Annotated in this window: 19 protein-coding genes and 2 pseudogenes; 13 read left to right on the top strand and 8 right to left on the bottom strand. The window is 71.7% G+C overall.

Going from position 1 to position 25,234, the window contains the following annotated elements; translation table 11 throughout:
* Positions 1–131 precede the first annotated feature (131 nt).
* Complete coding sequence (pknB, locus tag CDO52_RS11730) at positions 132–2,069, top strand: Stk1 family PASTA domain-containing Ser/Thr kinase (RefSeq protein WP_026125469.1); 1,938 nt, start codon at positions 132–134, stop codon at positions 2,067–2,069.
* Positions 2,070–2,146: 77 nt separating this feature from the next.
* Positions 2,147–2,809: a response regulator gene (locus CDO52_RS11725; RefSeq protein WP_017617059.1), complete on the top strand. Its 663-nt coding sequence runs from the start codon at positions 2,147–2,149 to the stop codon at positions 2,807–2,809.
* A gap of 72 nt (positions 2,810–2,881) precedes the next feature.
* On the opposite strand, the gene glpK is transcribed toward CDO52_RS11725, so the two are convergent.
* On the bottom strand, positions 2,882–4,360 hold the full coding sequence (gene glpK / locus CDO52_RS11720; RefSeq protein WP_017617060.1) for a glycerol kinase GlpK: 1,479 nt from the start codon (positions 4,358–4,360) through the stop codon (positions 2,882–2,884).
* A gap of 272 nt (positions 4,361–4,632) precedes the next feature.
* Between glpK and CDO52_RS11715 the strand changes: the two genes are divergently transcribed.
* Entirely contained in the window at positions 4,633–5,658 is a 1,026-nt protein-coding gene (locus CDO52_RS11715; RefSeq protein WP_017617061.1) for a 6-phosphofructokinase, read from the top strand.
* 253 nt (positions 5,659–5,911) lie between these two features.
* On the top strand, positions 5,912–7,186 hold the full coding sequence (thiI, locus tag CDO52_RS11710) for a tRNA uracil 4-sulfurtransferase ThiI (protein ID WP_017617062.1): 1,275 nt from the start codon (positions 5,912–5,914) through the stop codon (positions 7,184–7,186).
* A gap of 205 nt (positions 7,187–7,391) precedes the next feature.
* On the opposite strand, the gene aroF is transcribed toward thiI, so the two are convergent.
* Positions 7,392–8,450, bottom strand: coding sequence for a 3-deoxy-7-phosphoheptulonate synthase (aroF, locus tag CDO52_RS11705; RefSeq protein ID WP_017617063.1), 1,059 nt, complete (start codon positions 8,448–8,450; stop codon positions 7,392–7,394).
* 306 nt (positions 8,451–8,756) lie between these two features.
* Between aroF and CDO52_RS11700 the strand changes: the two genes are divergently transcribed.
* From CDO52_RS11700 to CDO52_RS11670, 7 genes are all read left to right on the top strand, one after another.
* Positions 8,757–9,359 (top strand): molybdopterin-dependent oxidoreductase, encoded by a 603-nt coding sequence (locus CDO52_RS11700; RefSeq protein ID WP_026125470.1) that lies wholly within the window; start codon positions 8,757–8,759, stop codon positions 9,357–9,359.
* 37 nt (positions 9,360–9,396) lie between these two features.
* Positions 9,397–9,975 (top strand): RNA polymerase sigma factor, encoded by a 579-nt coding sequence (locus CDO52_RS11695; RefSeq protein WP_017617065.1) that lies wholly within the window; start codon positions 9,397–9,399, stop codon positions 9,973–9,975.
* A gap of 421 nt (positions 9,976–10,396) precedes the next feature.
* A complete protein-coding gene (locus CDO52_RS11690) occupies positions 10,397–10,927 on the top strand; it encodes a hypothetical protein (RefSeq protein WP_157745538.1) in 531 nt (176 codons plus the stop codon).
* Between the two features lie 439 nt (positions 10,928–11,366).
* On the top strand, positions 11,367–12,140 hold the full coding sequence (locus CDO52_RS11685) for a hypothetical protein (protein WP_152471487.1): 774 nt from the start codon (positions 11,367–11,369) through the stop codon (positions 12,138–12,140).
* Between the two features lie 7 nt (positions 12,141–12,147).
* The gene (locus CDO52_RS11680; protein WP_017617068.1) at positions 12,148–13,056 is read left to right on the top strand and encodes an ATP-binding cassette domain-containing protein; all 909 of its coding nucleotides are present in this window, start codon (positions 12,148–12,150) and stop codon (positions 13,054–13,056) included.
* A 94-nt stretch (positions 13,057–13,150) separates the two neighbouring features.
* Positions 13,151–13,960: an ABC-2 family transporter permease gene (locus tag CDO52_RS11675; protein ID WP_017617069.1), complete on the top strand. Its 810-nt coding sequence runs from the start codon at positions 13,151–13,153 to the stop codon at positions 13,958–13,960.
* A 2-nt stretch (positions 13,961–13,962) separates the two neighbouring features.
* The gene (locus tag CDO52_RS11670; protein WP_017617070.1) at positions 13,963–14,739 is read left to right on the top strand and encodes an ABC transporter ATP-binding protein; all 777 of its coding nucleotides are present in this window, start codon (positions 13,963–13,965) and stop codon (positions 14,737–14,739) included.
* 239 nt (positions 14,740–14,978) lie between these two features.
* Here the strand turns inward: CDO52_RS11670 and CDO52_RS11660 are convergent, their stop codons facing one another.
* From CDO52_RS11660 to CDO52_RS11640, 6 genes and pseudogenes are all read right to left on the bottom strand, one after another.
* Positions 14,979–15,209, bottom strand: coding sequence for a type II toxin-antitoxin system VapB family antitoxin (locus CDO52_RS11660; protein WP_017617071.1), 231 nt, complete (start codon positions 15,207–15,209; stop codon positions 14,979–14,981).
* Between the two features lie 324 nt (positions 15,210–15,533).
* Positions 15,534–15,923 carry an AraC family transcriptional regulator gene (locus CDO52_RS11655; protein WP_017617072.1) on the bottom strand — a complete coding sequence of 130 codons (390 nt, stop codon included), beginning with the start codon at positions 15,921–15,923 and terminating at the stop codon, positions 15,534–15,536.
* 194 nt (positions 15,924–16,117) lie between these two features.
* Complete coding sequence (locus CDO52_RS11650; RefSeq protein WP_094932377.1) at positions 16,118–22,150, bottom strand: type I polyketide synthase; 6,033 nt, start codon at positions 22,148–22,150, stop codon at positions 16,118–16,120.
* A gap of 4 nt (positions 22,151–22,154) precedes the next feature.
* Positions 22,155–23,009 carry an RnfABCDGE type electron transport complex subunit D gene (locus CDO52_RS11645; protein ID WP_017617074.1) on the bottom strand — a complete coding sequence of 285 codons (855 nt, stop codon included), beginning with the start codon at positions 23,007–23,009 and terminating at the stop codon, positions 22,155–22,157.
* A 190-nt stretch (positions 23,010–23,199) separates the two neighbouring features.
* Positions 23,200–23,385 (bottom strand): annotated as a pseudogene (locus tag CDO52_RS29445) (hypothetical protein); the annotation flags it as partial.
* Positions 23,379–23,648, bottom strand: coding sequence for an FAD-dependent oxidoreductase (locus CDO52_RS11640; protein WP_026125475.1), 270 nt, complete (start codon positions 23,646–23,648; stop codon positions 23,379–23,381). The pseudogene CDO52_RS29445 and the gene CDO52_RS11640, both read right to left, overlap by 7 nt.
* 173 nt (positions 23,649–23,821) lie before the next feature.
* On the opposite strand from CDO52_RS11640, the gene CDO52_RS11635 reads away from it, so the two are divergent.
* Positions 23,822–24,268 (top strand): acyl-CoA thioesterase, encoded by a 447-nt coding sequence (locus CDO52_RS11635; RefSeq protein WP_017617075.1) that lies wholly within the window; start codon positions 23,822–23,824, stop codon positions 24,266–24,268.
* 180 nt (positions 24,269–24,448) lie between these two features.
* A pseudogene (locus tag CDO52_RS29440) lies at positions 24,449–25,207 on the top strand (MFS transporter); the annotation flags it as partial.
* Positions 25,208–25,234 lie beyond the last annotated feature (27 nt).

The raw sequence follows: 25,234 nt of genomic DNA, 5'->3' as shown, positions 1-25,234 counted from the left end.
CGTCCGACCCGGGCGGGCCGGGGCGATTGCGCCCTCTGTGCCCGTTTCCCACCCCTGTGGGCTATTACGATGTCACGACGCTCTATGGAAGCGTCGCCTGCCCCGCCCGGATCACCCGTAAACTCACCTTCGTGGACATGACGACTGCGGACCCGCTTGTAGGCGCGACACTCGACCGTCGCTACTTCGTCGAGTCGCGTATCGCGGGCGGTGGCATGGCCACCGTCTACATCGCACATGACCAGCGCCTCGACCGGCGCGTGGCCCTCAAGGTCATGCACCCGTCCCTCGCCCAGGACCCCCAGTTCGTGCGCCGGTTCATCAACGAGGCGCACTCGGTGGCGAAACTCTCCCACCCCAACGTCGTGCAGGTCTTCGACCAGGGCACCGACCAGGGCCACGTGTTCCTGGCGATGGAGTACGTCCCCGGCCGCACGCTGCGCGACCTCCTGGAGGAGCGCGGCAGGCTCGGCCCGGACCAGGCGCTGCAGGTGATGTCCCAGGTGCTGGGCGCGCTGGGAGCGGCGCACCGGGCCGGGCTCGTGCACCGCGACATCAAGCCGGAGAACGTCCTGCTGACCGCCGACGGCCGCGCCAAGGTCGCCGACTTCGGGCTGGCCCGCGCCGTGGAGTCCGCCCACCAGGGGATGACGAAGACCGGCACCCTCATGGGCACCGCCGCCTACATCGCCCCCGAGCAGATCGAGCGCGGGACCTCCGACACCCGCACCGACGTCTACGCGGCCGGGATCATGCTCTACGAGCTGCTCACCGGCTCCCAGCCGCACACCGGCGAGAGCCCCATCGCCGTCGCCTACCAGCACGTCAACTCCGATGTGCCGCGCCCGTCGACCGTCGTCGCCGGTATCCCCCCGGAGATCGACACGCTGGTCACCAAGGCCACCGAGCGCGACCCGCGCTACCGCCCGGGCGACGCCGGCCAGTACCTCTCCGCCGTGATGGCGGTGCACAACGGCGGCGCCCCCGCGTTCGCCGAGACCTCGGTGATCGACACCACTCGGCCGCCCGCCGACGGACCGGCACAGCAGAACGGTGCCGCCCCGGTGGCCGGCGGCAACGACACCGTCCAGGTGGACCTCGGCTCGGGCGGCTACGGCGGCTATGACGGCTACGGCGATGACGACGACCGTCCCGGGCCGGACTGGAAGAAGTACCTCCTGGTCGCCACCGCCGCCGTGCTCGCGTTGGTGCTGTTCGGTGCCGGGTGGTGGGTGCTGGACGGGCGCTATGAGACCGTCCCGAACGTCGTCGGCAAGGACCAGAACGCGGCCACGACCGACCTGCGGGCCCTCGGCCTGAAGGTCGAGGTCTCCGACACCCCGGTGTACAGCAACAAGGCCGCCGAGGGCGAGGTGGCCGAGACCGACCCCGACGTGGGCGCCAACGTCCTGCCCGAGGAGACCGTCACCGTGTCCCTGTCCAAGGGGCCGCGGACCGTCGAGATGCCCTCGGTCGTCGGCGACACCGAGGCCAACGCCACGAAGGCGCTGGAGGACGCCGGATTCGACGACGTCGAGGTGGAGCAGAAGGACTCCTACGACCAGGCGCCCGGCACCGTGCTGGCCGTCGACCCGAAGGAGGGGGCGGACGCCGACCGCGAGGAGACCGTCACGCTGACCGTCAGCAAGGGCTTCGACGTGCCCAAGGTCGTGGGCCTGGTGGAGGACGCCGCCCGCAGCGAGCTCGACGGCAAGGGCCTCGAGGTGGAGGTCAAGACCGAGCCCAGCGACGACGTCCCCAAGGGCGAGGTGATGAAGCAGTCGCCGGAGGCGGGGACGACCGCCGGGGCGGGCGACACCGTCACCATCACCGTCTCCTCCGGCAAGGAGCAGATCAAGATCCCCGACGTCCGCGGGATGAAGGTGGGCAAGGCCAAGAAGAAGCTGGAGAAGCGCGGCTTCAAGGTCAAGGTCACCCGCATCCTGGGCGCCAACCGCGTCGACTCCTTCACGCCCAGCGGCAAGGCGGAGAAGGGCACCGAGATCGAGCTGATCACCAGCCCCTTCGCCCCCCGGAAACCGCAAGGCGGCGACGATGACGACGACTGAGGCGCGGTCCGCCACACGGCCGGCGCGCTCGTCGCCCTCACCGGTGGTCGTGCGGGTGGCCCGACCGGAGCCGCCGCATGGCCGGTGACCCGATCCGGGTGATGGTCGTCGACGACCACCCGATGTGGCGGGACGCGGTCGCCCGCGACCTCTCCGAGGCGGGGCTGGAGGTCGTCGCCACCGCAGGCGACGGTGCCACGGCGGTCCGGGTGGTTCCGGCCACCCGCCCCACCGTGGCCGTGGTCGACCTGCAGCTCCCCGACATATCGGGCGTCGAGGTCACGCGACAGCTGCTGGACGCCGGGGACCCGCCCCGCGTGCTGATCCTGTCGGCCAGCGGCGAGCACGCCGACGTGCTGGAGGCGGTAAAGGCCGGGGCCACCGGCTACCTGGTGAAGTCGGCGCGCCGCGAGGAGCTCATCGCCGCGGTCCGCCACGTCCACGCGGGCGAGGCCGTGTTCACCCCCGGGCTGGCCGGGCTGGTCCTCGGCGAGTACCGGCGGCTCGCCACGGCGCCGCGACCGGAGGCCGACTCCGACGCGCCCCGGCTCACGCCCCGCGAGACCGAGGTGCTGCGCCTCGTCGCCAAGGGGCTCGGCTACAAGCAGATCGCGGCCCGGCTGTCCGTCTCCCACCGCACCGTGCAGAACCACGTGCAGAACACCCTGAACAAGCTGCAGCTGCACAACCGCGTCGAGCTGGTCCGCTACGCGATCGACAAGGGGCTGGACGACACCTAGCGCCGGCGCGGTACCGCGCCGCACCCCGCCCTCGGGTCGGTTCGCCGAACCGACCCGGTGACAACGTCGTCGCTAGGCGAGGTCGGCCCAGCCCTTGGAGCGCTCCACGGCGACGCGCCAGCGACGGTAGCCCGCCTCGTCACGCGCCCCCGGATCGAACCGGCGGTCGAGCTGCCAGGTGTGCTTGAGTTCGTCGGTGGAATTCCACACACCCGTCCCCAGTCCCGCCAGGAAGGCGGCGCCCAGGGCGGTGGTCTCCTGCACCTGCGGCCGGGCCACGGGCGCGCCGAGCTGGTCGGCCTGGATCTGGCAGAGCAGGTTGTTGCCCGAGGCACCGCCGTCCACGCGCAGTTCGGGCAGCTGGGTACCGGAGGCGCGGGCCATGGCCTCCACGACGTCGCGGACCTCGAAGGCGATGGCGTCCAGGGTGGCCCGCGCGATGTGCGCGCGGCCGGTGCCGCGGGTGATACCGAAGATCGAACCGCGCGCGTGGGGGTCCCAGTCCGGCGCGCCCATGCCCGTCAGTGCCGGGACGAACACCACGCCGCCGGAGTCGCTGACGGTCCGCGCCAGCGCCTCGGTCTGCCGGGCGGTGTCGATCATCCCCAGGCCGTCGCGCAGCCACTGCACGGCCGCACCGGTCACGAAGATCGACCCCTCCAGCGCGTAGTCGAGCTTCCCGTCGGGGTGCTGCCACAGCACCGTGCTGAGCAGGCCGTGCTCCGGGGCGATCGCCTGCTGCCCGGTGTTGACGAGGATGAACGACCCGGTGCCGTAGGTGCACTTGGAGTGGCCGGGGTCGTAGCAGTTCTGCCCGAACATGGCGGCCTGTTGGTCGCCGGCGATCCCGGCGATGGGCAGCCGCAGGCCGAGGAACTCGTCGGGCACCGACTCGCCCACGACGCCGTAGGAGGGGACGACCTCGGGGAGGGCCGACATGGGCACGCCGAACAGGTCGCACATCTCCTCCGACCAGCGGCCGGCCCGGATGTCGTAGAGGAGCGTGCGCGAGGCGTTGGAGGCGTCCGTGCAGTGCCGCGCCCCGCCGGTCAGCCGGGCGATGATGTAGGAGTCGACGGTGCCGATGGCGGTCTCACCGGACTCCACACCGCTCCAGGCGCGCGGATCGTTGCGCTTCATCCAGGTCAGCTTGGTGCCGGTGAAGTAGGGGTCCAGCCGCAGCCCGGTGATATCGGTGACGCGTCCCTCATGCCCGGCGTCGCGCAGCTCGGTGCAGATCCCGGCGGTGCGGCGGTCCTGCCACACGATCGCGCGGCGCGGCGAGCTGCCGCGCTTGCGGTTCCACAGGACGGCGGTCTCGCGCTGGTTGGTGATGCCGATGCAGGTCGGCGCCTCGGGGGTGGCATCGAGCGCGCTCTGGCAGGCCGATAGGGTCGCCTGCCAGATCTCCTCGGGGACGTGCTCGACCCATCCGGTCTCCGGGAAATGCTGGGCGAACTCCTGGTACCCGCGGGCCAGGACGGTGCCGTCTACACCGACCACGAGGGCGGTGACACCGGTCGTTCCGGCGTCGATGGTGAGCACGGACATTCGGGTGGCCTCCATCAGTTCTGGCAACTATGGTCTAGACCATATGGATAACGCGGACCGACCTTACCGTCCCCGCCACATCGTCACCCAGGGGGCTTACCCGGAGGTGACAATTTTCCAACCCCGAACCGGTCGCCACCCGTGACGTCGGTCACACCCAGCGCATCAGGCTGACGGAGGTGGTCCCTACGGTCAAGAGTCCAAAGAGACCGGAGACGCCGGTCTCTATCGTTCGTAACCTACAACCGAATCCGAGAGCGAGGAGTACACCCATGCGAGTCGGGGTTCTGACCGGCGGTGGCGACTGCCCGGGACTGAACGCGGTGATCCGCGCGGTGGTACGCAAGGGCATCAAGCACTACGGATACGAGTTCGTGGGCTTCCGCGACGGCTGGCGCGGGCCCCTCGAAGGCGATGTCATGACGCTGGACCGGGCGGCCGTGCGGGGCATCCTGCCGCGCGGCGGAACGATCCTCGGATCCTCGCGCACCAACCTGATGAAGGTCGAGAACGGCGTGGAGCGGGTCAAGGACAACCTCGCCGGGCTCGGGGTGGACGCGCTGATCGCGATCGGCGGCGAGGACACCCTCGGCATCGCCCGCCAGCTGCACGACCAGGACGTCAACGTCGTCGGCGTGCCCAAGACCATCGACAACGACCTCAACGCCACCGACTACACGTTCGGCTTCGACACGGCTGTGAACATCGCCATGGAGGCGATCGACCGCCTGCACACCACCGCCGAGTCCCACCACCGCGCGCTGGTCGTCGAGGTCATGGGCCGCCACGCGGGCTGGATCGCGCTGCACTCGGGCATGGCCGCCGGGGCCAACGTGATCCTGATCCCCGAGCGCCCCTTCGCCATCGACGACGTCATCGCCTACGTCGAGAGCCGGTTCAAGACCGACTACGCGCCGATCATCGTCGTCGCCGAGGGCGCGCACCCCCAGGACGGCGACATGGAACTCAGCACCGGGGAGCTCGACGCCTTCGGCCACGTCCGCCTGGGCGGCATCGGCCAGCGGCTCGCCGCCGAGATCGAGAAGCGCACCGGCAAGGAGGCCCGCTCGGTCGTCCTGGGCCATGTGCAGCGGGGCGGCACCCCCTCCTCCTTCGACCGCGTGCTCGCCACCCGCCTCGGTGTCCACGCGATCGACGCCGTCCACGACAAGGACTACGGCAAGATGGTCGCCCTGCAGGCCACCGACATCGTGCGCGTGGGCCTGGCCGCGGCCACCGAGGAGCTCAAGACCGTGCCCGTGGAGCGCTACGCCGAGGCCGAGGTCTTCTTCGGATAGCACGCGGACAGCGGACCGACCCCGCCCGGCACCGGGGGCGGGGTCTTCAACGTGCGGGGAACCTCCGGTGCCGACCGACGCGCAGGCGCGGTCGCGGGCACGCGCGACCGCGCCAGTCCCCCACACTCGGCCGCACCGCGCCGTACCGACCGGTCGCCGGAATGTTCGATACTGGAATAGGCGGCCCCATGCGCGAGGCCCCCGATTCCACCACTCGACCACCCGCTGTTCCACACACCTTGGAGACCACGTCATGGCCGTTACGTCCGACTCCGCCGCGATCGACGCGCGAGAAGTCGTGGACGCCACGGGCCCGACCCCGTCCGGGTCGGGAGTCGGCGAGCTGTGCGTGCTGATGAAGCTCGGCGAGATCGTGCTCAAGGGCAGCAACCGGAAGCTCTTCGAGCGCCGGCTGCACAACAACATCCGCTCGGCCGCGCGGGGGCTCGGCGAGCTGAAGGTGACCCAGCGGGGGGCCGGCGTGATCATCATCCGCATGCCCGGCGCCGCCGACGCCCAGGTCCACGAGCTGGCCGAGCGCATGAGCAACGTCATGGGGATCGTCTGGGTGCACCTGGTGCGCCGCGTCGCCAAGGACCTCGACACCGTGGTCGACCTCGCCGTGCGCTCCATGGCCGACCGCACCGGCTCGTTCGCGGTCAAGGCGCGGCGCCGCGACAAGCGCTTCCCGATGACCTCCTCCGAGCTGGCCGGGTACGTCGGCGCCAAGGTCAAGGAGGCCCACGGGCTCCCGGTCAACCTCAAGCGCCCCGACAACACCGTCAACATCGAGGTCGACCGGGACGAGGTGTTCGTCTACACCGACGGCATCCCCGGCCAGGGCGGCCTGCCGGCGGGCATGAGCGGGCGCGGCCTGGTGCTGATGTCCGGGGGCATCGACTCCCCCGTCGCGGCGCACCGGATGATGCGCCGCGGCCTGAAGGTCGACTTCCTGCACTTCTCCGGCATGCCGTTCACCGGCCCGGAGTCCATCTACAAGGCCTACAGCCTGGTGCGCCAGCTCGACCGGTTCCAGGTCGGCTCGCGGCTGTTCGTCGTGCCCTTCGGCAAGGCCCAGCAGCAGCTCAAGACCTCGGGAATCGAGCGGCTGCAGATCGTGGCGCAGCGTCGGCTGATGCTCAAGACGGCCGAGGCGCTCGCCGACAACCTGGGCGCCGAGGCCCTCATCACCGGCGACGCGCTCGGCCAGGTCGCCAGCCAGACAATGACCAACATCACCGCGCTCGACGACGCCGTGGACCTGCCGATCCTGCGCCCGCTGATCGGCATGGACAAGACCGAGATCATGGACCAGGCGCGCCGCATCGGCACGCTGAGCATCTCCGAGCTGCCGGACGAGGACTGCTGCACGCTCCTCACCCCGCGCCAGGTCGAGACCGCCGCGAAGGTCGCCGACCTGCGCCAGATCGAGAAGCGCCTGGACGCCGAGGAGCTGGCCGAGCACCTGGTGACGACCGCCCAGCTGCACCGGCCGAGCTTCCTCGGCGAGGAGATGGCCAAGCTGTAGCCCCGCCGTCCAACGCTCGGCGTTCGACGTCCCTTCCTGTCTCCGTTGATCTCGGGGATATCGGGGTAAAAACCGCCGCTGAAACCCCGATATCGCCAAGATCAACGGAGGTGGGGGCGGCCAGCCTGGACCGCGGAGACGGGGAGAAAGAGCAAAGAGCGAGGACCCGCGCGACAGCGTCGCCGCGGGCCCTCGCGCGCTCCGTTCAGACGCCGACCGTCTGCGCCGCCCGTTCCGGTTCCGGGGCGGTGGCCAGGGTGCGGCCGAGCAGCTTCGACATGCTCGACACGGCGTCGGCCAGCTCCTGGATGTCGTCGCCGACCAGGGCCTGCGGGCCGTCGCACAGCGCGGTCTCGGGCGTCGGGTGGACGTCGACGATGACACCGTCGGCACCGACCCCGATCGCCGCGCGCGACAGCGGCAGCACCAGGTCGCGCTTGCCGCCGGAGTGCGACGGGTCGACGATCACCGGCAGGTGGGAGAGGTTCTGGGCCACGGGCACGGCCGCGATGTCCAGGGTGTTGCGGGTGGCCTTCTCGAAGGTGCGGATGCCGCGCTCGCACAGCACGATGTCGAGGTTGCCGCGCTGGGCGATGTACTCGGCGGCCATCAGCCACTCCTCGATGGTCGCGCTCATACCCCGCTTGAGCAGCACCGGCTTGCCCGCATCACCGGCGGCCTGCAGCAGGGCGAAGTTCTGCATGTTGCGGGTGCCGATCTGCAGCATGTCGGCGTAGGACGCCACCAGTTCCACGTCACCGGCGTCGACGACCTCGGTGACGATCGGCAGGCCGGTCTGGTCGCGCACGTCGGCGAGGATCTTCAGCCCGGCCTCGCCGAGCCCCTGGAAGGCGTAGGGGGAGGTGCGCGGCTTGTAGGCGCCGCCGCGCAGCAGCGCCGCACCGGCCGCCTTGGCCATGAGCGCCGCCTCCAGGGTCTGGTCGGGCGTCTCGACGGCGCACGGGCCCGCGATGAGCGTCATGTGCTCACCGCCGATCGGCACCCCGCGCACGTTCACGACCGAACGGCTGTCGTGGTTCTCTCGGCTGACCAGCTTGTAGGGCGCGGAAATCCGCAACACGTCGCTCACTCCCGGCATCGCGCGAAGGTCAAGGGTCTCGAACTGCCGAACGTCGCCGACCAGGCCGATGATCGTGCGGCTGACACCGCGGGTCACATACGCCTCACCGCCCGCGGCGGTGACGAGGTCGACGAGGTGTTCGATATGGGCGGGAGTGGCGTCCGGAGCCATCACGATGACCATTGGCCTTGTTCCTTTGGCGGTTCGGGGGTCCTGCTTTGGGCGTGTTCGGCGGTGCGGATGCGACAGCGGACATACAAAAAAGCCCCGGGCCGTCCGGCCCGGGGCTTTGCGAAGTCGTCCTGTCAGCGCAGCGCTAAGAGGGCGACCGTCCTACCCGAGGGCCGGTAGCCATAAAAGCGCCAAAACTTCCGCTGCATGCCAGTGACTATAGCGCACGCCCGTGACCTTGGACGCCGGGAGGGGTTCACTCCACGCGTGTCATCCGGGTTTGGGAGGATGGCGGGGACGGTACGTGAAGGAGATCGATTGTCGGAGAGTCGCCTGCCACCCGGCCAATACGTGCCCGGCCCACGCGAGGCCCTGCACTATGGCCCGGTGCCGCGCTTTCGCCCGCAGCGCTGGGATCTCCGGGTGTATGGAGCCACCGACTCGCTGGGCGAGTACCGGTGGTCCTGGTCGGAGTTTGACGAGCTGCCGCGGGTCGACGCCGTTTCCGACTTCCATTGCGTGACCAGATTCACGATTCCCGGCGTCCGCTGGCGCGGGGTCCGCGCGTCGCACATGGTCGAGCTGGCCCCGCCGCACCCGACGGTCACCCACGTCATGGTGTGGGCGGAGTACGGCTACAGCGCCAACCTGCGCATGGACGACTTCCTCGCGCCCGACGTGCTCCTGGCGACCCACCGCGACGGCGTCCGCCTGACCCCGGAGCACGGCTTCCCGGTGCGCCTGGTGGTGCCGCACCTGTACGGGTGGAAGAGCGTGAAGTGGGTGCGCGCGATCGAGTACATGACCCGCGACCGCCGCGGCTTCTGGGAGGAGCGCGGCTACCACAACCTCGCCGACCCGTGGTCCGAGCAGCGCTACTCCTACCAGGAGAAGCCCGGCCAGGGGCCACCGCTGCTGTGAACGTCCGCCTGCCCGCGCCCCGGCGCGCGGAGACGGCGTGAACCTTTTCGCCCGCCGCCGCTACGTACGTCAGGTGAACGGCGATCACGACCTTCTGACACGAGTGGGGCACGGTGACGAGGCGGCCCTACGTGCGCTGTATCAGCGGCACGCGACGGCGCTGCTGCGGCTCCTGCGTCGGCTGACCTCCGATGCCGGGACCGCCGAGGACATCCTTCAGGAGACCTGGCTGGCGGTGTGGCAGTCGGCGTCGAGCTACCGGGGTGCGTCGTCGGTGCGCGGGTGGCTGATGGGCGTCGCGCGCCGCCAGGCGCACAACCGGCTGCGCCGCGTCGAGCCGGTGACCGTCGATGTCGACACCGCACCCGAGCCCGCCGACGTGCGCGCCGACGTCGAAGCGGCGGCGCTGTCGGCGGCCGGGCACTCGGAGATCATGGCGGCGATCGCCGCGCTGCCCGAACAGCACCGGGAGGTGGTCACGTTGGCGCTGGTGGACGAGCTTCCCTACCGGGACATCGCCGAGGTCCTGGGCATCCCGGTCGGCACGGTGAAGAGCCGGATGTCGGGCGCGCGTGCGCGGTTGGCACGAGCACTGGCGAAGGGGCCGGTGAGCTGAATGACGCACCTGGATGACGAACTGATCGCACGGGCGGGCGGTACGGAGGGCGCCGACGCCCTGCCCGCAGCGGCGCGCGCCCACCTGGACGGGTGCGCGGCGTGCCGGGAACAGGTGGCGGGAACGGCGCGGCTGGCGTCGGTGCTCCGTGACGCCGATGCGGAGGCAGTCGGCGAGACCACCGCCCCGTCGTTCGACGTGCTGATCGCCCCCGCGCTACGCGAGGGTGCAGTCGACTCGCCACCGATGGGGGCAGCGGCCCCCGCTCCAGCAGCTCTCCCCCGCCGCGCCGCCAAGCCCGCGATGACGGCTTCCTGGCGGTTGACGGCAGCGCTGGTGCTCCGGCAGGCGCGACTGCTCCCGGGGCTGCTGTGGCCGCTCACGGCGGTCGGGTTCGCGTTGCTACTCGGGGTGGTGTGGCGTGCGCCCGACCCCCTGGTCGGCGCCCTGCTGTTCGGCCGGGGTGACGCTGCTGGTGACGCTGGGCGCGCTCGCGGTCTGCGAACCCCGGCGGGACCCGCGCGGCGAGCTGTTGTACGCGATGCCGGTGCCGCCGGTAGTGGTGTGGCTGGCCCGGCTGACGTTCGTCGTCGGAATCGACCTGCTGGTGGCTATGACGGCGTCGCTGCTGGCCAGCACCGTACTGGCCGCTCCGGTGGGGCCGCTGGAGATGATCGGCTCCTGGCTCGGCGCGGCACTGCTCGGCGCGGCACTCGCCGTGTTCGGGTCGGTGTGGCGCTCCCCCATGGTCGGCGCAGGATTCGGCCTGAGCGCGTGGGCTGTAGGCGTGCTGGGGCTGGGAGTGGTCCCACTACCGATAAGCGCGGATGCCTCAGCGGCCGTGGTGACGGTGTGGTCGACCAACCCAGCAACACTCGGAGCCGCCGCCGCACTGCTCACCGCATCCACCTGGCTCGTCACCCGCCCCGACCGCACCCTGCCGGAAGACTGACATGAGCCCCATCCCCGCACGCACGGGGCGCAGGAGGTCCCAGTCCCCCTGTCGATGGACGCCCTGGGTCCATCCCCGCACGCGCGGGGAGCAGGCCTCGGTGAGCAGCGGGTTTACCGTAGCAGGGGCGCCGGATATGCAACTTCTTGGAATTCGGACACGGAAACAAAAACCATGCTAATCGTGGCAGCTACCCCCTCTGATTCTTCTCCCATGAGTCTCCTTTTCATGCGGTCCGCGAGGCACGGTGGCGGTGGCGTTCGTCGGAGCGCTGCGGTAGCTTTCCTGCCTGCCCGGGCGATTCCTACCACCTACGCGGCTCCGGTGGTGACTGCGCCGGGCTGCGATCGAGCTGCGGGGTGGAGCGACAGCCATTGCCCCACGGCATGCGGCGGTCTCCGGCGGATGGATGGCGACGAGAGGTATCCAGGCAGCGTCTGTGGCACCCCTGTGGGCGTCGGCGCTTTACGAGGGGCGCATGGCGTTGCGCGGCAAGGCCATGTGGTTCGCTGTGCTGCCATTCGCGCTGATCTCCCTACTCCTGCTGCTACGTCCGGTGACGGCGGTGGTCCCAGCCCAGGAGAAGGCGGGGAAGATCGTTCTGATGTTGGTGTTCCTCGTCCCGGTCGGGGTCGGAGTGGCGATGGCCGATCGGTTTCGGCGTACCCGGGGCAGCGGGATCGAGGAGTTGCTGGCGTCCACGCCGCTGGCCGGACCCAGGCGGCTGCTCGGGGTGCTGTTCGGGGGTGCTGCCGTCGCCTCCGCACCCGGGTTGGTGATCTCTCTGGGATCGGGCGTGTACATCGCGATCGCCGACGGCGCCCCGTCCGCGCCGCTGTGGTCGGTGGTGGCCTTTGCCGTGTTGCTGCTCCCGGCCTGTCTCTGGTCGGGGGCCCTGACTGCGACGCTGGGTCTGGTCTTGCCCGTCCCCGTCGTCCGGGTGCTGGTAGCCCCTTTGTGGCTCTGGTTCAACTGGTGGAATTACACCCTGCGCTGGGTGCCGACCCCGACCGGGACCGTCCTCACACCGATCGGCGAGTACCCGGGCGCGGCCTGGTTCGGGGTGGACACGACGTGGGCGGGCTATGGCCAGGTCGCCCTGCTCAGCCCACCCACCGGACCAGTGCCGGCACTGGTCAACCTGGCGTGCGTGCTGGGCGCCGTCGCCCTGTTCGTGTGGGCCGCGCGGCTGATCATCGACTGGAAGGGGTAGTTCCGCCGTGGACGTCACCGTCACCGACCTGACCAAGTCCTTCCGCCGGCAACGGGTGCTGGACGGGGTGAACCTGGACTTCGGCGGCGGCATGCTCGGGCTACTGGGACCCAACGGCGCGGGGAAGACCACGCTGATGCGCCTGCTCACCAGCGTGCTGCGCGCCGACTCGGGGACGATCTCGATCGGTAGGCACGACCTGGGCACGCGTGCCGGACGGGCGGCGGTCAAGCGGATGTTGGGCTATCTGCCACAGCACCTGGAGCTGTATCCGGATCTGACCGCTCGCGAGTTCCTCGATTACATGGGCCTGCTCAAGGGCGTCGACAGTCGGCGGGAGCGCCGCCGCCAGGCCGATGAACTGCTGGAGCGGATGGAACTGACGCTGGTGGCGCGGCGGCGGCTAGGCGCGCTGTCCGGCGGAATGCGCCGCCGGGTCGGGATAGCCCAGGCGCTGATGGGTGACCCTCGGCTGATCGTGGTGGATGAACCGACAGCGGGGCTCGACCCCGAGGAGCGGATGCGCTTCCGTGTGCTGCTGGCGGGGCTCGGCGAGCAGCGCACGGTGGTGCTCTCCACGCACATCCTCGACGACGTGGCGCAGACGTGCCCGGAGGTAGCGGTGCTGGCCGCGGGGCAGGTGGTCTATCGGGGCACGACGAGCGGGCTCACCCGCGCGGGCGAGGGCCGGACGTTTCGCCTGCGCACAGCGGGGCCACAGCCGGTCGACACGGGGCTGAGCGTCGTCAGCGCGGTGGCGACGGGGGACGGAGTGGACTACCGGATTGTGGCCGAGGAGCCCCCGGCCGGTGCGGAGAAGGTCGCACCGACCCTGGAGGACGGCTACACGGCACTGATGCGCGATGCTCGCGCTGGCTTCGCGGGTTCGGCGGCTGATCTCGATGCTCAGGTATGACCTGACTCACTCTCCCGTGGGGAGGTGAACCCCTCACGCGCCGCCCCGCTACGTACTCGGTGACATGCCCACCCATGGATCCGAGGAGTCGCCGATGAGCGCAACCCGCACCGAACCCCGTCCCCGAGCGCGCGGGGTCTCCCGCGACGATCCTTCCTTGTTCACGGTGGTCGGTACCGAGCTGGCCCGGCAACGGGGCGGCTTCTCGCTCTGGTTCACGCTGCTCCTCCCGGCCGCCCTGGTACTGCCGCTGGGCGTCATCGCGGCGTTCTCGCCCGAGGGGCAGAACGGGGATGTGTGGAAGATCTGGCTCAATGTCGTGCTGATGTTCTGGGGCATTCTCGCGCCGATGGCCGCCGCACTGTACGCCGCCGTCTCCGTACGCCAGGACGACGACGCCCGCCGTCTGCTCTACAGCTACGCCTTCCCGCGCCACCGCCTCTTCCTCGGCAAGTTCGTCGCGCTCGCGCTCGTCTGGCTCGGCTCGGCCCTGATCCTCACCGCACTGCTGAGCGCTCTGGCCGTCGCGCTGGGCCAGGTCGGCGACATCGGCACCGTCGCAGCCGGGGTCCTGCTCTCCTGGCTGGCGGGGCTCGGATCGCTCGCGCTGTGCCTGCTGGTCGCACACATGTGGGGCTTTGCCACGACCATCTGCGTCGGTGTCGCGGGGATGATGTTCGGCGCTCTGCTGGCGGACAAATCCGTGTGGTGGGCCATCCCACTGGCCTGGCCCATGCGCGTGGTCGTTCCGCTGGCCGAGGTCTTCGCAAGCGGCGTCCCCCTGCCGCCCGAGCACCCGCTGATGGACACCGGTGTCATCCCGATCGCCATCGCCCTGTCGGCCGCGCTGTCCGTTGTGCTGCTCGCCATCGGCAGCCGCTATGTCAATCGCAAGGAGCTTTGAGAATGCACTCGACGCCGAACGCGAACCCCAGCGCGGCCGCCTACGCACCCGCGAACGCGAACACACGCGGCGACGCCCTCCGGATCAGCGGCCTGACCAAGACCCTCGGCGGCCACCGCGCGCTCAACGGGGTCAACCTGCGTGTCGGGGCGGGGGAGGTCTACGGACTCCTCGGCCCGAACGGGGCGGGCAAGACGACCCTGATGAAGATCATCTCCGGCCTGCTACGCGCCGACGGCGGCCAGGTGGAACTGCTGGGGCGCCCGTTCGACCGGTCCTCCCTGCGCTCCGTCGGTTCCCTGGTCGAAGGGCCGGGCCTGTGGCCGCGCCTCAACGCCGAGGAGCACCTGCGACTGCACGCGCGCCTGCGCGGCGTTCCGGAGGAGACCGGCCCGGAGCTGCTGCGCACCGTCGGCATGGAGGAGGTCTCCCGGCGGCGGGTGTCCGCATTCTCGCTGGGCATGCGCTGGCGGCTGGGTATCGCGATCGCCCTCCTCGCCCGTCCGCGGCTGCTCGTCCTGGACGAGCCGACCAACGGTCTCGACCCGGTGGGCATGCGCGACATGCGTGAACTGCTCCGCCGACTGGCGGGTGAGGGCGTCACCGTGTTCGTGTCCAGCCACCAGCTCGACCAGGTCTCCCGCATCTGCGACCGGGTGGGCGTCATCGCCGAGGGCTCGACCCGCTACGAAGGCGCCCTGGACGGCCTTGCTCTCGACGGCGACCTGGAGGAAGGATTCTTCGCCCTGCTCTCCCGTACATCGGCGGTCGTCCGGTAGACAGCTGGAGTCGACCCATCGCCAGGCTGCCTTCGGCACCGGTGACAGATGGCACATCGCGTCGATCTCGTCCGCCAGTTCATCCCGGTGCGAGGGCCCTTCGGCGGAGTAAAGAAACTCCGTCCTCGTCGCTTCACAGATATAGAACGCACCGGTTTCGATGTGCCCTGCCCAAGAGGTCATCGCTCCCGGGGTACGGAACAAGTACCGCAGAGCCGAGGTGTCCAGCAGGTACGTGATCACTCGAACGCCGCCCTGCACGCCCGCTTCATGGCGGCATGGGCGGCGGCCTGCTCGAACTCCCCGCGAGCTCCCCGCTCCGCGAGCTTCTTGGCTGCCTCAGGCCGTTTCACGCGATCTACATAATCTCTGAGCGCCGCGTTGACGGTCTCCTTCTTCGTTGTGGTTCCCATGATCCGCATCGCCTCGGCCAAGGCTTCTTCGGCAAGATCAATCTGAGTGGGCGCCACTGCTCCTCCTAGCAGCTATATATGCCATGTATCCAAGAAGCACATGCCACCAACATCCATCTCGACAGGCGCTTTCAAGTATTCAGTGCTGGGCGGGACAGGGTCAGGACGCCGCGCCCCCGGTAGATGACCGCCCCCTAATTTCTCCCAGGGGGGCCACTGGAGTGCCGAGGGCGCAATCGGTCGCGCCCGGGGCTCACCCGGGCGGCACGAATGTGTGCATTCAGCGATCGGATTTGCGGTGAGCTGGGATACCGGGGGTGCGATGCGGTAAATCCACCGGTCGAACTTCGAAGGAAACTACGCAAATAATTCCAAGAGTTTTTACGGAGTCTGCACATAATCTGGAATCGCCCAATTTCCCGATAGCGAGAAGCGCCGCCCGGTCTGCGCCCGGAAGGTGCGCGAGAAGTGGTAGCGGCTCATCCGGACGTGCCGGGCCACCTCGTCCAGCGTGAGCGTGCCCTCCCGATAGTGCGCCCTGATGTAGGCGACGGCCCGGTTCACCGCCTCGCTCTGCCCGCCGCGGACCGGCCGGACCGCCGACTCCGGCCGGTCCGCGGCGCCGTTTCCGCTTTCCGGGCGCACCGGCCGACCCTCTCCCCCGAGCCGCTCGGCCACCCACAGCAGCTTCCCCACCAGCTCGCCGACCCCGTGACCGAGCTTGGGACCGGTGAGCTCCAGGTCGGCCCCGGCACGGCAGTCCGTTCCCATCGGGGGGCAGCGGGCGGCGCCCGATGTCCCACACCACGGGCTCGGCTCCCTCGCGCTCCACCGCCTGGGTGGCCGCAGACAGCAGCGCCCGGGTGTGCGAGGGGTCCGCGGTACTCCCCCCGACCAGGACGACGCGCATGTCCCCCCGGACGTCCCCCTCCGCGGTCGGCGTCAGGCCCCCGTCGTGCCCTCCGTCATCTCGTCCTCTCCTCCACTGACGCGGCCAGAACCGCCACGGCCAGCGGCGCGGAGGATCCGCCGAGCCGCACGACGCCGCTCACGATCCCCATCCCGCCGCTGCGCAGCACGGCCCATCCCTCGGGCCCGGCCCGGTCGAGCACCAGCGGCTCGTTCGAGGGCCGTCCGGCCTTGCGAACGCACTCCATGGCCGACCACACGCGGGTGGCGGCGCGGTGCGGGTCCTCCCCCAGCTCGGCGCCGATCAGCTGGGCCAGGCCGAACCCGGCCCCGCCGAGCATCCCCCGCCACTGGTCGGCGGTGCGCGCCGCGACTTCCTGCAGGTCGCAGGCGACCCGGCCGCGGCCCGCGACCGCGAGTGTGTGCCGCTCACCATGGGCGAAGGACACGTGCTCGCCCTCGTCCCCGTCTCCGGCGCTGACGAGGTGCGGCCGACCGTCCGGGCGGTGCTCCACCCGCGCCTCCCGCCCCAGTGCCCGTCGCAGTGCCGCCCGGGACCGCGCGTCCCGCTCCCCACCGTCCGCCAGTCCCGCGACGACCTCGCGGCCCAGCAGCTCGCCGACGCGGCGCTCCAGGTAGGGCGCGAACAGGTCCGCCCCCCACTCCGAAGACGCGGGCAGCGGCGCCAGCACCCGCAGGACCAGCCCCTCCCACACCTCGCACACCGTTCCGGCGGTGTCACGCACGCACAGGTCGTAGGTGAGGCGCTCGGCGTCGGAGGCGCGCTCGACCGCGAGGATCTCCACGCCGCCATCGGGCGGCGGTCCGGTGCGGATGCGGGCGACCGCCTCGGGCAGCACCCGCCGGTGCGGGATGCAGGCCTGGGCCGCGTGGATGAAGGCGTCGCGGGCACCGAAGTCGCCGAGCAGCAGCCGCTGGGGCAGGTACTCGCCGAACCACCGGTGGGCGGGCCGGGTCGCCACCGCGGCCGTACACGTCCAGGCGTGCAGGTGGCGGTAGGACGCCACGCGGCGAAACGACGGACCGTGGAAGAGCAGGCGGTCATACAGCTCGGCCGGTGCCTCGTCCGCCCCGGTGGGGGCGTCCGCCTGTCCCCGCGCGGCCGCGAGCCCAGCGTCGGCGGCCAGCCGCTCCGCCTCGGGCAGGTCGAAGCGGCCGACCGCGCGGAAGTGGTCAGCTTCGAAGCCGGTCTCGTCGCTGCGTATCACCACGTCGACGCGGTCGTCGCCGCGCACCAGGGCGGCGATCCTGATCCGGCGCTCGCCGCCGTCGGGCACGGTGATGGGGCGGGCCAGGTCGATATCGGTGAAGCCGTCGGGAATGCGGCCGACGAGCGCCGCCGCGGCCTGGGCCATCGCCTCCAGGCCGACGACGGCGGGCAGGAGCGGCAGCCCTTCCAGTGCGTGTTCGGCCAGGTAGCCGTCGGTGGGCCCGGACAGGACGGCCTCGGTGACGAGCTCGATCCCGGGGTAGTGCACCGGCGTGCGCTCCACGAAGCGGAGGATCGGCAGGTCGGGGCGGTCCATCGGGAGCGTCGGCGGGTCCCCCAGCCGCCCGGAGGCGACCACGGACGTGCCCCCGGTGCCCTCGTCGAGGAGTCGGCGCAGCAGCGCCACCCCGTCGTCGGGCGCGATGGGCGCGATGCCCATGCGGGCCAGGGCGCCGACGATGTCGAGGCGCTCCCCCATCCCCGCGCCCGACCACACCGACCACTCGACGGTGAGGCAGCGGCATCCGGGCAGGCGGCGTGCGGCGTCCTCGACGTCGAGGCGGAGCCATTCGTTGGCGAGCGCGTAGTCGGCCTCGCCCCGCATGCCGGTGCGCGCGATGACCGAGCCAAAGGCGACCACCGCGCGCAGCCGCGCGGGGTCGACGGCGTCCAGAAGGTGGGACAGGCCGGTGGTCTTGGGTCCCAGGGTGGCCGCCAGCTCGTCGGGGCCGAGGTCGGCGAGCAGGCGGGGGTGGTTGGCCCCGGCCGAGTGCAGGATCGCGGTGACCGGGCCGAGCGCCGCTCGGGCCTCCTTGACGGCGGTGGTGACGGCCGCCGGGTCGGTGACATCGGCGCGGACGTAGTGCGCGGTGATCCCGGCGTCGCGCATCCGCCGCAGGTTTCCGGCCAGCTCCGTGTCGTCCTCGGGGCGCGCGCGGCCCATGACGGCCACCCGGGCGCCGGTCCGCTGGGCCAGCCCCAGCACGCTCTCGGCCCCGATGCCCTTGCCGCCGCCGGTGGCGAGCAGCACGTCGTCCGGCCCGAGGCGGACCGGGCCTCGGTCCCCACCGGGGTGGTCGCCGACTGCGCCGATATCTGCCTCGGCGATCCGCGCACCGGCCCGGTCGTCCGCCTCCGCCGCACCGGCGGCGCCCGTCTCCTGGGCTCCACCGCAAACGGCACCACGGCCGCGGCGGTCGCGTGTCTCCGGCCCCCTCCCGGCGAGGCGCAGGCGGGGCACCTGGCGCGTGCCGTCGTCGGCGCGGCGGACCTCCGCGAATCCGTCGCCGGTCTCCGCTTCGCGGCGGAGTTCGTCGGCGCTCCACGTCGCGGCCCCGGTGCTCAGGTCGATGACGCGGATGGGCAGGCCGGGGCGTTCCAGTGCGAGGGTCCGGGTGATGCCCGCGGCACCGCCGCGGTGCAGGACGGCGAGCCTGGCCACGGCCGGGTCGAGCGCGCGCCGCAGCGCCTCCAGCAGTTCCTTGGCGCACTGGGGGTCGCGGTCGGCGGCCACGTGGATGGCGAGGGCGGCGTCGCCGGTGCCGCCCGTGAACGCCGCGTCGGCCTCGGTCCGGGCGGATGCGCCAGGCTCGCCGACGGTGACCAGCTCCCACCGGTGGGGCGTGGGGGCGCCGGTCCGGGTTCGGTGGACCCAGGCGGCCTCGAAGGGCCGCAGCCACCCTGCCACGCCCGGCGGCGGGCCCTCGGCGCCCGTTCCGTCGTCGGGTTCGGCCTCGGCGAGGACGGCGGCCAGCTCGGCGACGGTGGCGGTGGCGAACTCGGTGACGGCGACGGGCGGGCGGACCCCGAGTTCGGCGGCGGCGTCGGCCGCGAGCTGGCCCACGGTGATGGAGTTGAGGTTGAGGTCGGTGAGCATGCCGTCCTGGGGTCCCACCGCCTCCACCGGGAGTTCGGAGCTCTGGGCGATCAGCCGCCGCACCACCTGGAGGGGGTCGCCGTCGGCGGCGCCGGGGTCGGCGGCCGGTGCCGACCGCGGTTCCGGGGCCGCCCCGTCCTCGGCCGCCGCCGACGGCGTGGAGGCGCGCGTCGCGGGCGCCGCGTCGTCATCCAGGTCAGCCGTGGGGGCGCTCTCACACGGGTTGGCCAGGAACGCGGGGCGGCGCAGCGGGTCGCTTCCGGCCGCCCGGTACCGTCCCTCGGCGAGCCGGTCCGCGCGCAGCGGAGCGCCGAGCACGTAGGCCATGCCCAGTGCGGCGAGCACCCCGCTGAGGGACTCCGCGCCCGCGTCGGTGGCGACGGCGGGCGGCCGCCCGGGTCCGGTGGCCAAATCCGCGAGGATCCTTCCCGGTCCGACCTCGATGAGCAGGTCGAGGTCGGCGCTGGCGGCGGTGAGCGCGGCGTCGAAGCGCACTGGCGACCACAGCTGGTCGACCAGGAGCGGACGCAGGTCGTCGGCGGCCTCGTGCGGTCGGCCCGTCACCGTGGAGACGACCTGCGGACCGCAGTGCAGCGGACCGAGCCGGTCCAGTGCCGCCCGCAGGGCCGGGGCCGCATCAGCCATCAGCGGCGAGTGGAAGGCGTGCGAGACGGGCAGCCGGACGGTCCGGACACCCTGGCGCCGCCCCCGGTCCAGCAGCCCCTCGACGGCCTCGGCCGGGCCCGACACCACCACGTGCTCGGGGCCGTTGTACCCGGCCACGGCCAGGTCCAGATCGTCGATGAGCGCGGTGGTCCGCGCGAGTGGCGCCATGACGGCCGCCATCGCGCCGGGGCGCCCGGAACAGCGGCTCATCGCCCGGCCCCGGGTGCGGGCCAGCTCGACCATGTCGCGTGCGCCGAGCGCCCCCGCCCAGTGCAGGGCGGTCAGTTCGCCGAGGCTGTGGCCGACGGCGACGCGCGCCGTGATGCCGACCTCGTGCAGAACGTGGGCCGCGGCGGCGGAGCAGGCGGCGACGGCGGGCTGGGCGATGGCGGTGTCGACGGGCGCGCCGGGGGCGGGCGCGCCGGGGGCGGACGCGTCCGGCAGGTCCCGGACGGCCGCGGCGACGGCGTCGAACAGGCCGGCCGTTGTGGGGAACCGGCGGGCCAGCGCACCGCCGTCGCGGTAGGCGGGTGCCGCCTGGCCGGGAAAGAGGAAGCCGACCCGCGGAGCGCCGTCGGGTTCGCCGACCAGGAACCCGGCGGCGGGGTCGAGGGCGCGGCGGTCCGGGCCGGTTCGTTCATCCGCCAGGGCGCCGGCCAGCGCGGCGCTGCGTTCGGCGAACTCGGCGGGGGTGGCGGCGAGCACGGCGGCGCGGGCCGCCGGGTCGGCGGGCAGGTCGCGCGCGGTGTCGATGGCCAGGTCGCGCAGCCCGCCGAAGCTCTGGTGCGGGGCGTGCTCGGCCAGCTGCCGCGCACGGGCGGCGAGCCCGGCGCCGTCGGCGGCGCCCAGCAGGATCAGCTCGGTGTCCTGCGGGGTGCGGCCGAGCAGGCGCTCGCGTGTGGTGAGCCGTGCCCGGGAACGGTCGCGCACCGCGCCCAGGGTCAGGTGGGCGTTGATCCCGCCGAACCCCATGGCGCTGACCGAGGCGCGGCGGGGTGCGTCGTCGGGCCACGGCTCGGGTTCGCGTAGGACGCGCAGCGGGGTGCCGGGGACGGTGAGCTCGTCGTGCGGGCGCTCGCACCCGGTGGTCGGGGGCAGCACGCCCCGGTCCAGGGCAAGGACGGCCTTGAGCAGCCCGGCCGCCCCGGCGGCGGCCTTGGTGTGGCCGATGTTGGCCTTGACGGTACCGAGTGCGGCCGGGCGGCCGCGCTGGCCGGACTCGCGGTTGACCCCGGCGAGGGCGCGCAGTTCGGTGGCATCCCCGACCGCGGTTCCGGTGCCGTGCCCCTCGAACAGCTCGACCTCGTGGGGCCCGTATCCGGCCTGTTCATAGGCGCGGAGCAGGGCCAGGCGCTGGCCGGTCTCCTCGGGCCGGGTGATCCCGCCGCGCCCGTCGGAGGAGCGTCCCCAGCCGTGCAGCAGCGCGTAGATCCGCGCGCCCCAGGCCACGGCGTCCGACTCGCGGGCCAGCACGGCGAAGCCGCAGCCCTCCCCGGGCCAGAACCCCTGGGAGCGCTGGTCGTAGACGCGCATCCGGTCCGTGGCAAGGGCGCCGGTCTTGGCGAAGCCCACCAGCTCGAAGGGGTCGATGCTCAGGTCGACGCCGCCCGCCAGCACGGCGTCCAGCTGGCCCGCGCACAGGGCGTCGGCGGCATTGGCGACGGCCAGCAGTGAGGACGCGCAGGCACCGTCCACCGTGTAACCGCCGCCGTGCAGGTCGAACGTGCCGCAGATACGCCCGGCGATGGTGTTGGACAGGCCCCCGGCCAGGGACTCCTCCCCCATCGGCGGGAAGGGCGCCTTGTAGTCGGCCTCCAGGCGGGCCAGCAGGTCGCGCCGGTCGGCGTCGGACATCCCGGCGCGGGCCAGCGCGTGGCCGACCGTGCGCCGGACATAGGGCCAGCGCAGCCGCATCACCCCGGACCGGGAGAACTCCCCGGTCAGGGTGTTGCCGACGAGCACGCCGATGCGGTCGCGGCTGAGCGGGCGCAGGTGGTCGAGCGCGGCGTCCTCGATGGCCTTGCCTGCGACGTCGAGGGCGAGCCAGTGGGTGAGGTCGGTGGACCGGTAGGTGGGTCCGGCCACCCGGTAGCCGACGCGGTCGAACTCGTAGTCCTCCAGCAGTGCGGCGTGCGTGGAGTAGACGGCGTCCGGGACGGCGGGGTCGGCGGCGTAGTAGTCGGCGAGCCGGAGCCGCTCGTCGGGGATCCGGCGAAACATCCGGCGCTGGCTGAGCACCGCGTCCCAGAGCCGACCGGGATCGTCGGCTCCGGGGTAGCGGCAGGCCAGTCCGATGATGGCGATGGGTTCGTGCATGAGTTCACCTTTCTGGCCGGGTCTCTGGCCGAACCGGCGGCGCCGGGGCGCCGTCCGCTGCGCGGTCCCGCTCCCGCCAGGCCGTCGCCCACGTCAGGGCGCCGCGCAGCAGGCAGGTCGCGATGAGGCAGTAGAAGATCCCGTAGACGACGTGCATACCGGTCAGCAGGCCGTAGAGACCGGCCGCGGTGAGGGCGAAGACGACCTGGTCGCGGGGGCGGACCGGGGTCGTGCCCGGGTCGGTGATCATGTAGTTGGTGAACAGCGGGAACACCACCCCGGTCATCGGCGCCAGCGCCGCCAGCGGGTCGGTGTCGGTCACCAGTGCGCGGATCACCGCCTGGGCCGCGAACCCTCCCATCCAGGCCAGCACGATCGGCCACTTGCCGGTGAGCTGGATGTTGAGGAGCAGGCCCGAGGCCAGGATCGCCAGCGGAATGATCCAGTTGAGTGCTCCGCTGACGCCGGAGGTGCACTGGTAGGGGATCGCGATGCCCACCCAGGGGAAGAGGGTGAGGGTGGCGGCGATGCCGAGGTTGGACGGGTTCATGAAGTGCCGGAACCGGCCGCGCAGCGGGGCGCGGAAGAGGTGCTTGGCACCGCCGGCCACGACCGCGGCGAAGACGAACGGCCACAGCTGGTCGCCCGGGTAGATCAGCATGGCGATGGCCAGCCCGGAGATGTGCGCCGGGAGTAGGAAGACGACGCATCGGCGCACGCCCCCGAGGAACTCCGGTCGGCGCCCGGCCGACCAGGCGGACAGGGCCTCCAGGAGAAGCTCGACGGCATACGACGTGAGCAGCGCGACGACCGGTGCCGCCCAGGCCGTCTCGATGCCGAGCCAGATGTGGCCGATCACCGTGAACGCGGAGATGGAGATCGCGAAGCGGGTGAGCGCCGCGACCCGGAGGTCCTTGGGCGCCCGTTGTGGGGCCTGTGCCGCGGCCTCCCGGCCGGAGCCGGGACCCGGCGGGACGGGTGAGGTAGGCGGCGGCTCCGGCCTGCCGGGCCACGGGTGAGTTGCGCCCGTCGACGCCCACGACCACGCGCGCCGCCACGGTGCGCTCGCCCTCCGGGGCGCGCAGGACCGCACCGGTCATCCGGCCCTGCGTCGTGCGCAGGAGGACCAGGGGATGGCCGCCGCGCCAGGTGGCGCCGAGCGGGCGCGCGCGGTCGAGGAGCAGGGGGTCCAGGCGCACGCGACGCAGCGCCAGGACATAGGGCGTGACTACCATGTCGGCCTCGGTGACGCAGCCGGCGGTGTCGGTGCGGAACCGCCGCATCGGAGGTGCCCGGACGCGGCGAGCGCGTCGGCCACGCCGAGCGGTCCGAACGCCTCCCATTCGCCGAAGACGTGGGTGGACAGGGTGGGGCCGAGGGTGGAGCGCCGGTCGACGAGGAGGACCCGGTGCCCGAGGTTCGCCAGCAGGATGGCGGTGGCGGCGCCCGCGACGCGGGCGCCGACGATCAGGCAGTCGTAGCAGCGCTCCAGCGACATGATCCCCGACTTCCCTGTTTGGTGTGATTTTTCATGCCATACTCCCTGCATTTTCACAAGCATCGAATCCGGGCACTCGGCATTTATTGCGCCTCGCCGCTCCGCAATATTCCGCACCCGCGACCAGGCGGCGGCCTGCACAATCAGGGTAGATCCAAGCAGGGAAGGTGATCATGAAATACTTCGAATTCCTGCACACCGTTTCGTTCGAGGAGACGAATGCGCTGGGAAATGTTTATTTCTCGCACTTTCTGCGGTGGCAGGGCCGCTGCCGCGAACAATTCCTCTGGGAACATGTGCCGACGCTGGTCGCCGCGCTCGACGACGGCGCCGCCATGGTCACCACGCGGTGCTCGTGCGAGTACCTGGCGGAGCTGGCGGCGTTCGACCGGGTCGCGGTCCGGATGCGGGCCGGAGAGGTCACGCAGAACCGGCTCACCCTGCTGTTCGACTACGTGCGGCTGGAGCCGGACGGTGCGGAGCGGACGGCGGCCAAGGGAGAGCAGCAGCTGGCGTGGATGCGGTGGGAGGACGGCCGCCTGGTTCCGGACCGCGTCCCCGGTGAGCTGCTGAGTGCGATCGACACCGTGGCCGGAGACGCGGGCGCGTGGAGACGCTGAGGGCACGCACGGGGGAGGGGCGGCCCTCCCCCGTTGATCTCGGCGAAGTGCACCAAATTCCAGCCTTGGTTCCAATGGGTTGTTGCAGCAGACACTAGAAACCACCCACGCAGTGCCCGCCTGAACCGCGCCCACATCACGCTGGTGGCCGTCCTGGTCGCAGCGGTGACCGTTGACGCGATGAAGCCGGTCACGCTCGGCTTCGTGGCGCCGGGGATGACCGCCGAGTACGGGCTGCGGTCACCGCTCAACCCCGAAGGCGGGCTTCCCGTGGCCCTGCTCCCGCTCAGCGGACTGATCGGAACCGTGGTCGGATCGCTGCTTTGGGGCTCGATGGCCGACCGGATCGGCCGACGCTCGGCCATTCTCCTGGCGGGCGTGCTGTTCGTGAGCACGGCCGGGTGCGGGGCCATGCCCTCGTTCGCGTGGAACCTGGTGATGTGCGCGCTCATGGGGGTGGCGGCCGGAGGCATGCTGCCCATCACCTTCTCCCTGCTGGCCGAGACCATCCCGGCGCGTCATCGGGGGTGGGTGATGGTGCTCATCGGCGGTACTCCGGCGCTCGCCTACGCGCTCACCGGCTGGCTGGCGGCCGAGCTCATCCCGGAGTACTCCTGGCGGGTGCTGTGGCTGGTCGGGGCGCCCACCGGGGCCCTGCTCATCCTGCTCAACCGCTGGCTCCCGGAGTCGCCCCGGTTCCTGCTGCTGCACGGACGCGTCCGCGAGGCCACCGCCATCATGGCGATGTACGGGGCCACGGCGCGGCCTGCCGACGCCGCGCGACAGGACGCGATGATCGGCGCGGACTGGGCGAGTGGCCATGGCCCCCTGTTCCGCTTCCCCTTCGCCGGTTTCAGCGCAGCCGTTGTGATCTTCGGAATCGGTATCGGGCTGGTGACCTACGGGTTCCAGCTGTGGATCCCGACCAACCTGCGCGTTCTCGGCCTCGAGGCGCGAACCACCGAC

This window comes from Nocardiopsis gilva YIM 90087, from assembly GCF_002263495.1.
Lineage (GTDB): Bacteria > Actinomycetota > Actinomycetes > Streptosporangiales > Streptosporangiaceae > Nocardiopsis_C > Nocardiopsis_C gilva.
This window is presented reverse-complemented; position numbering and strand designations above follow the sequence as displayed.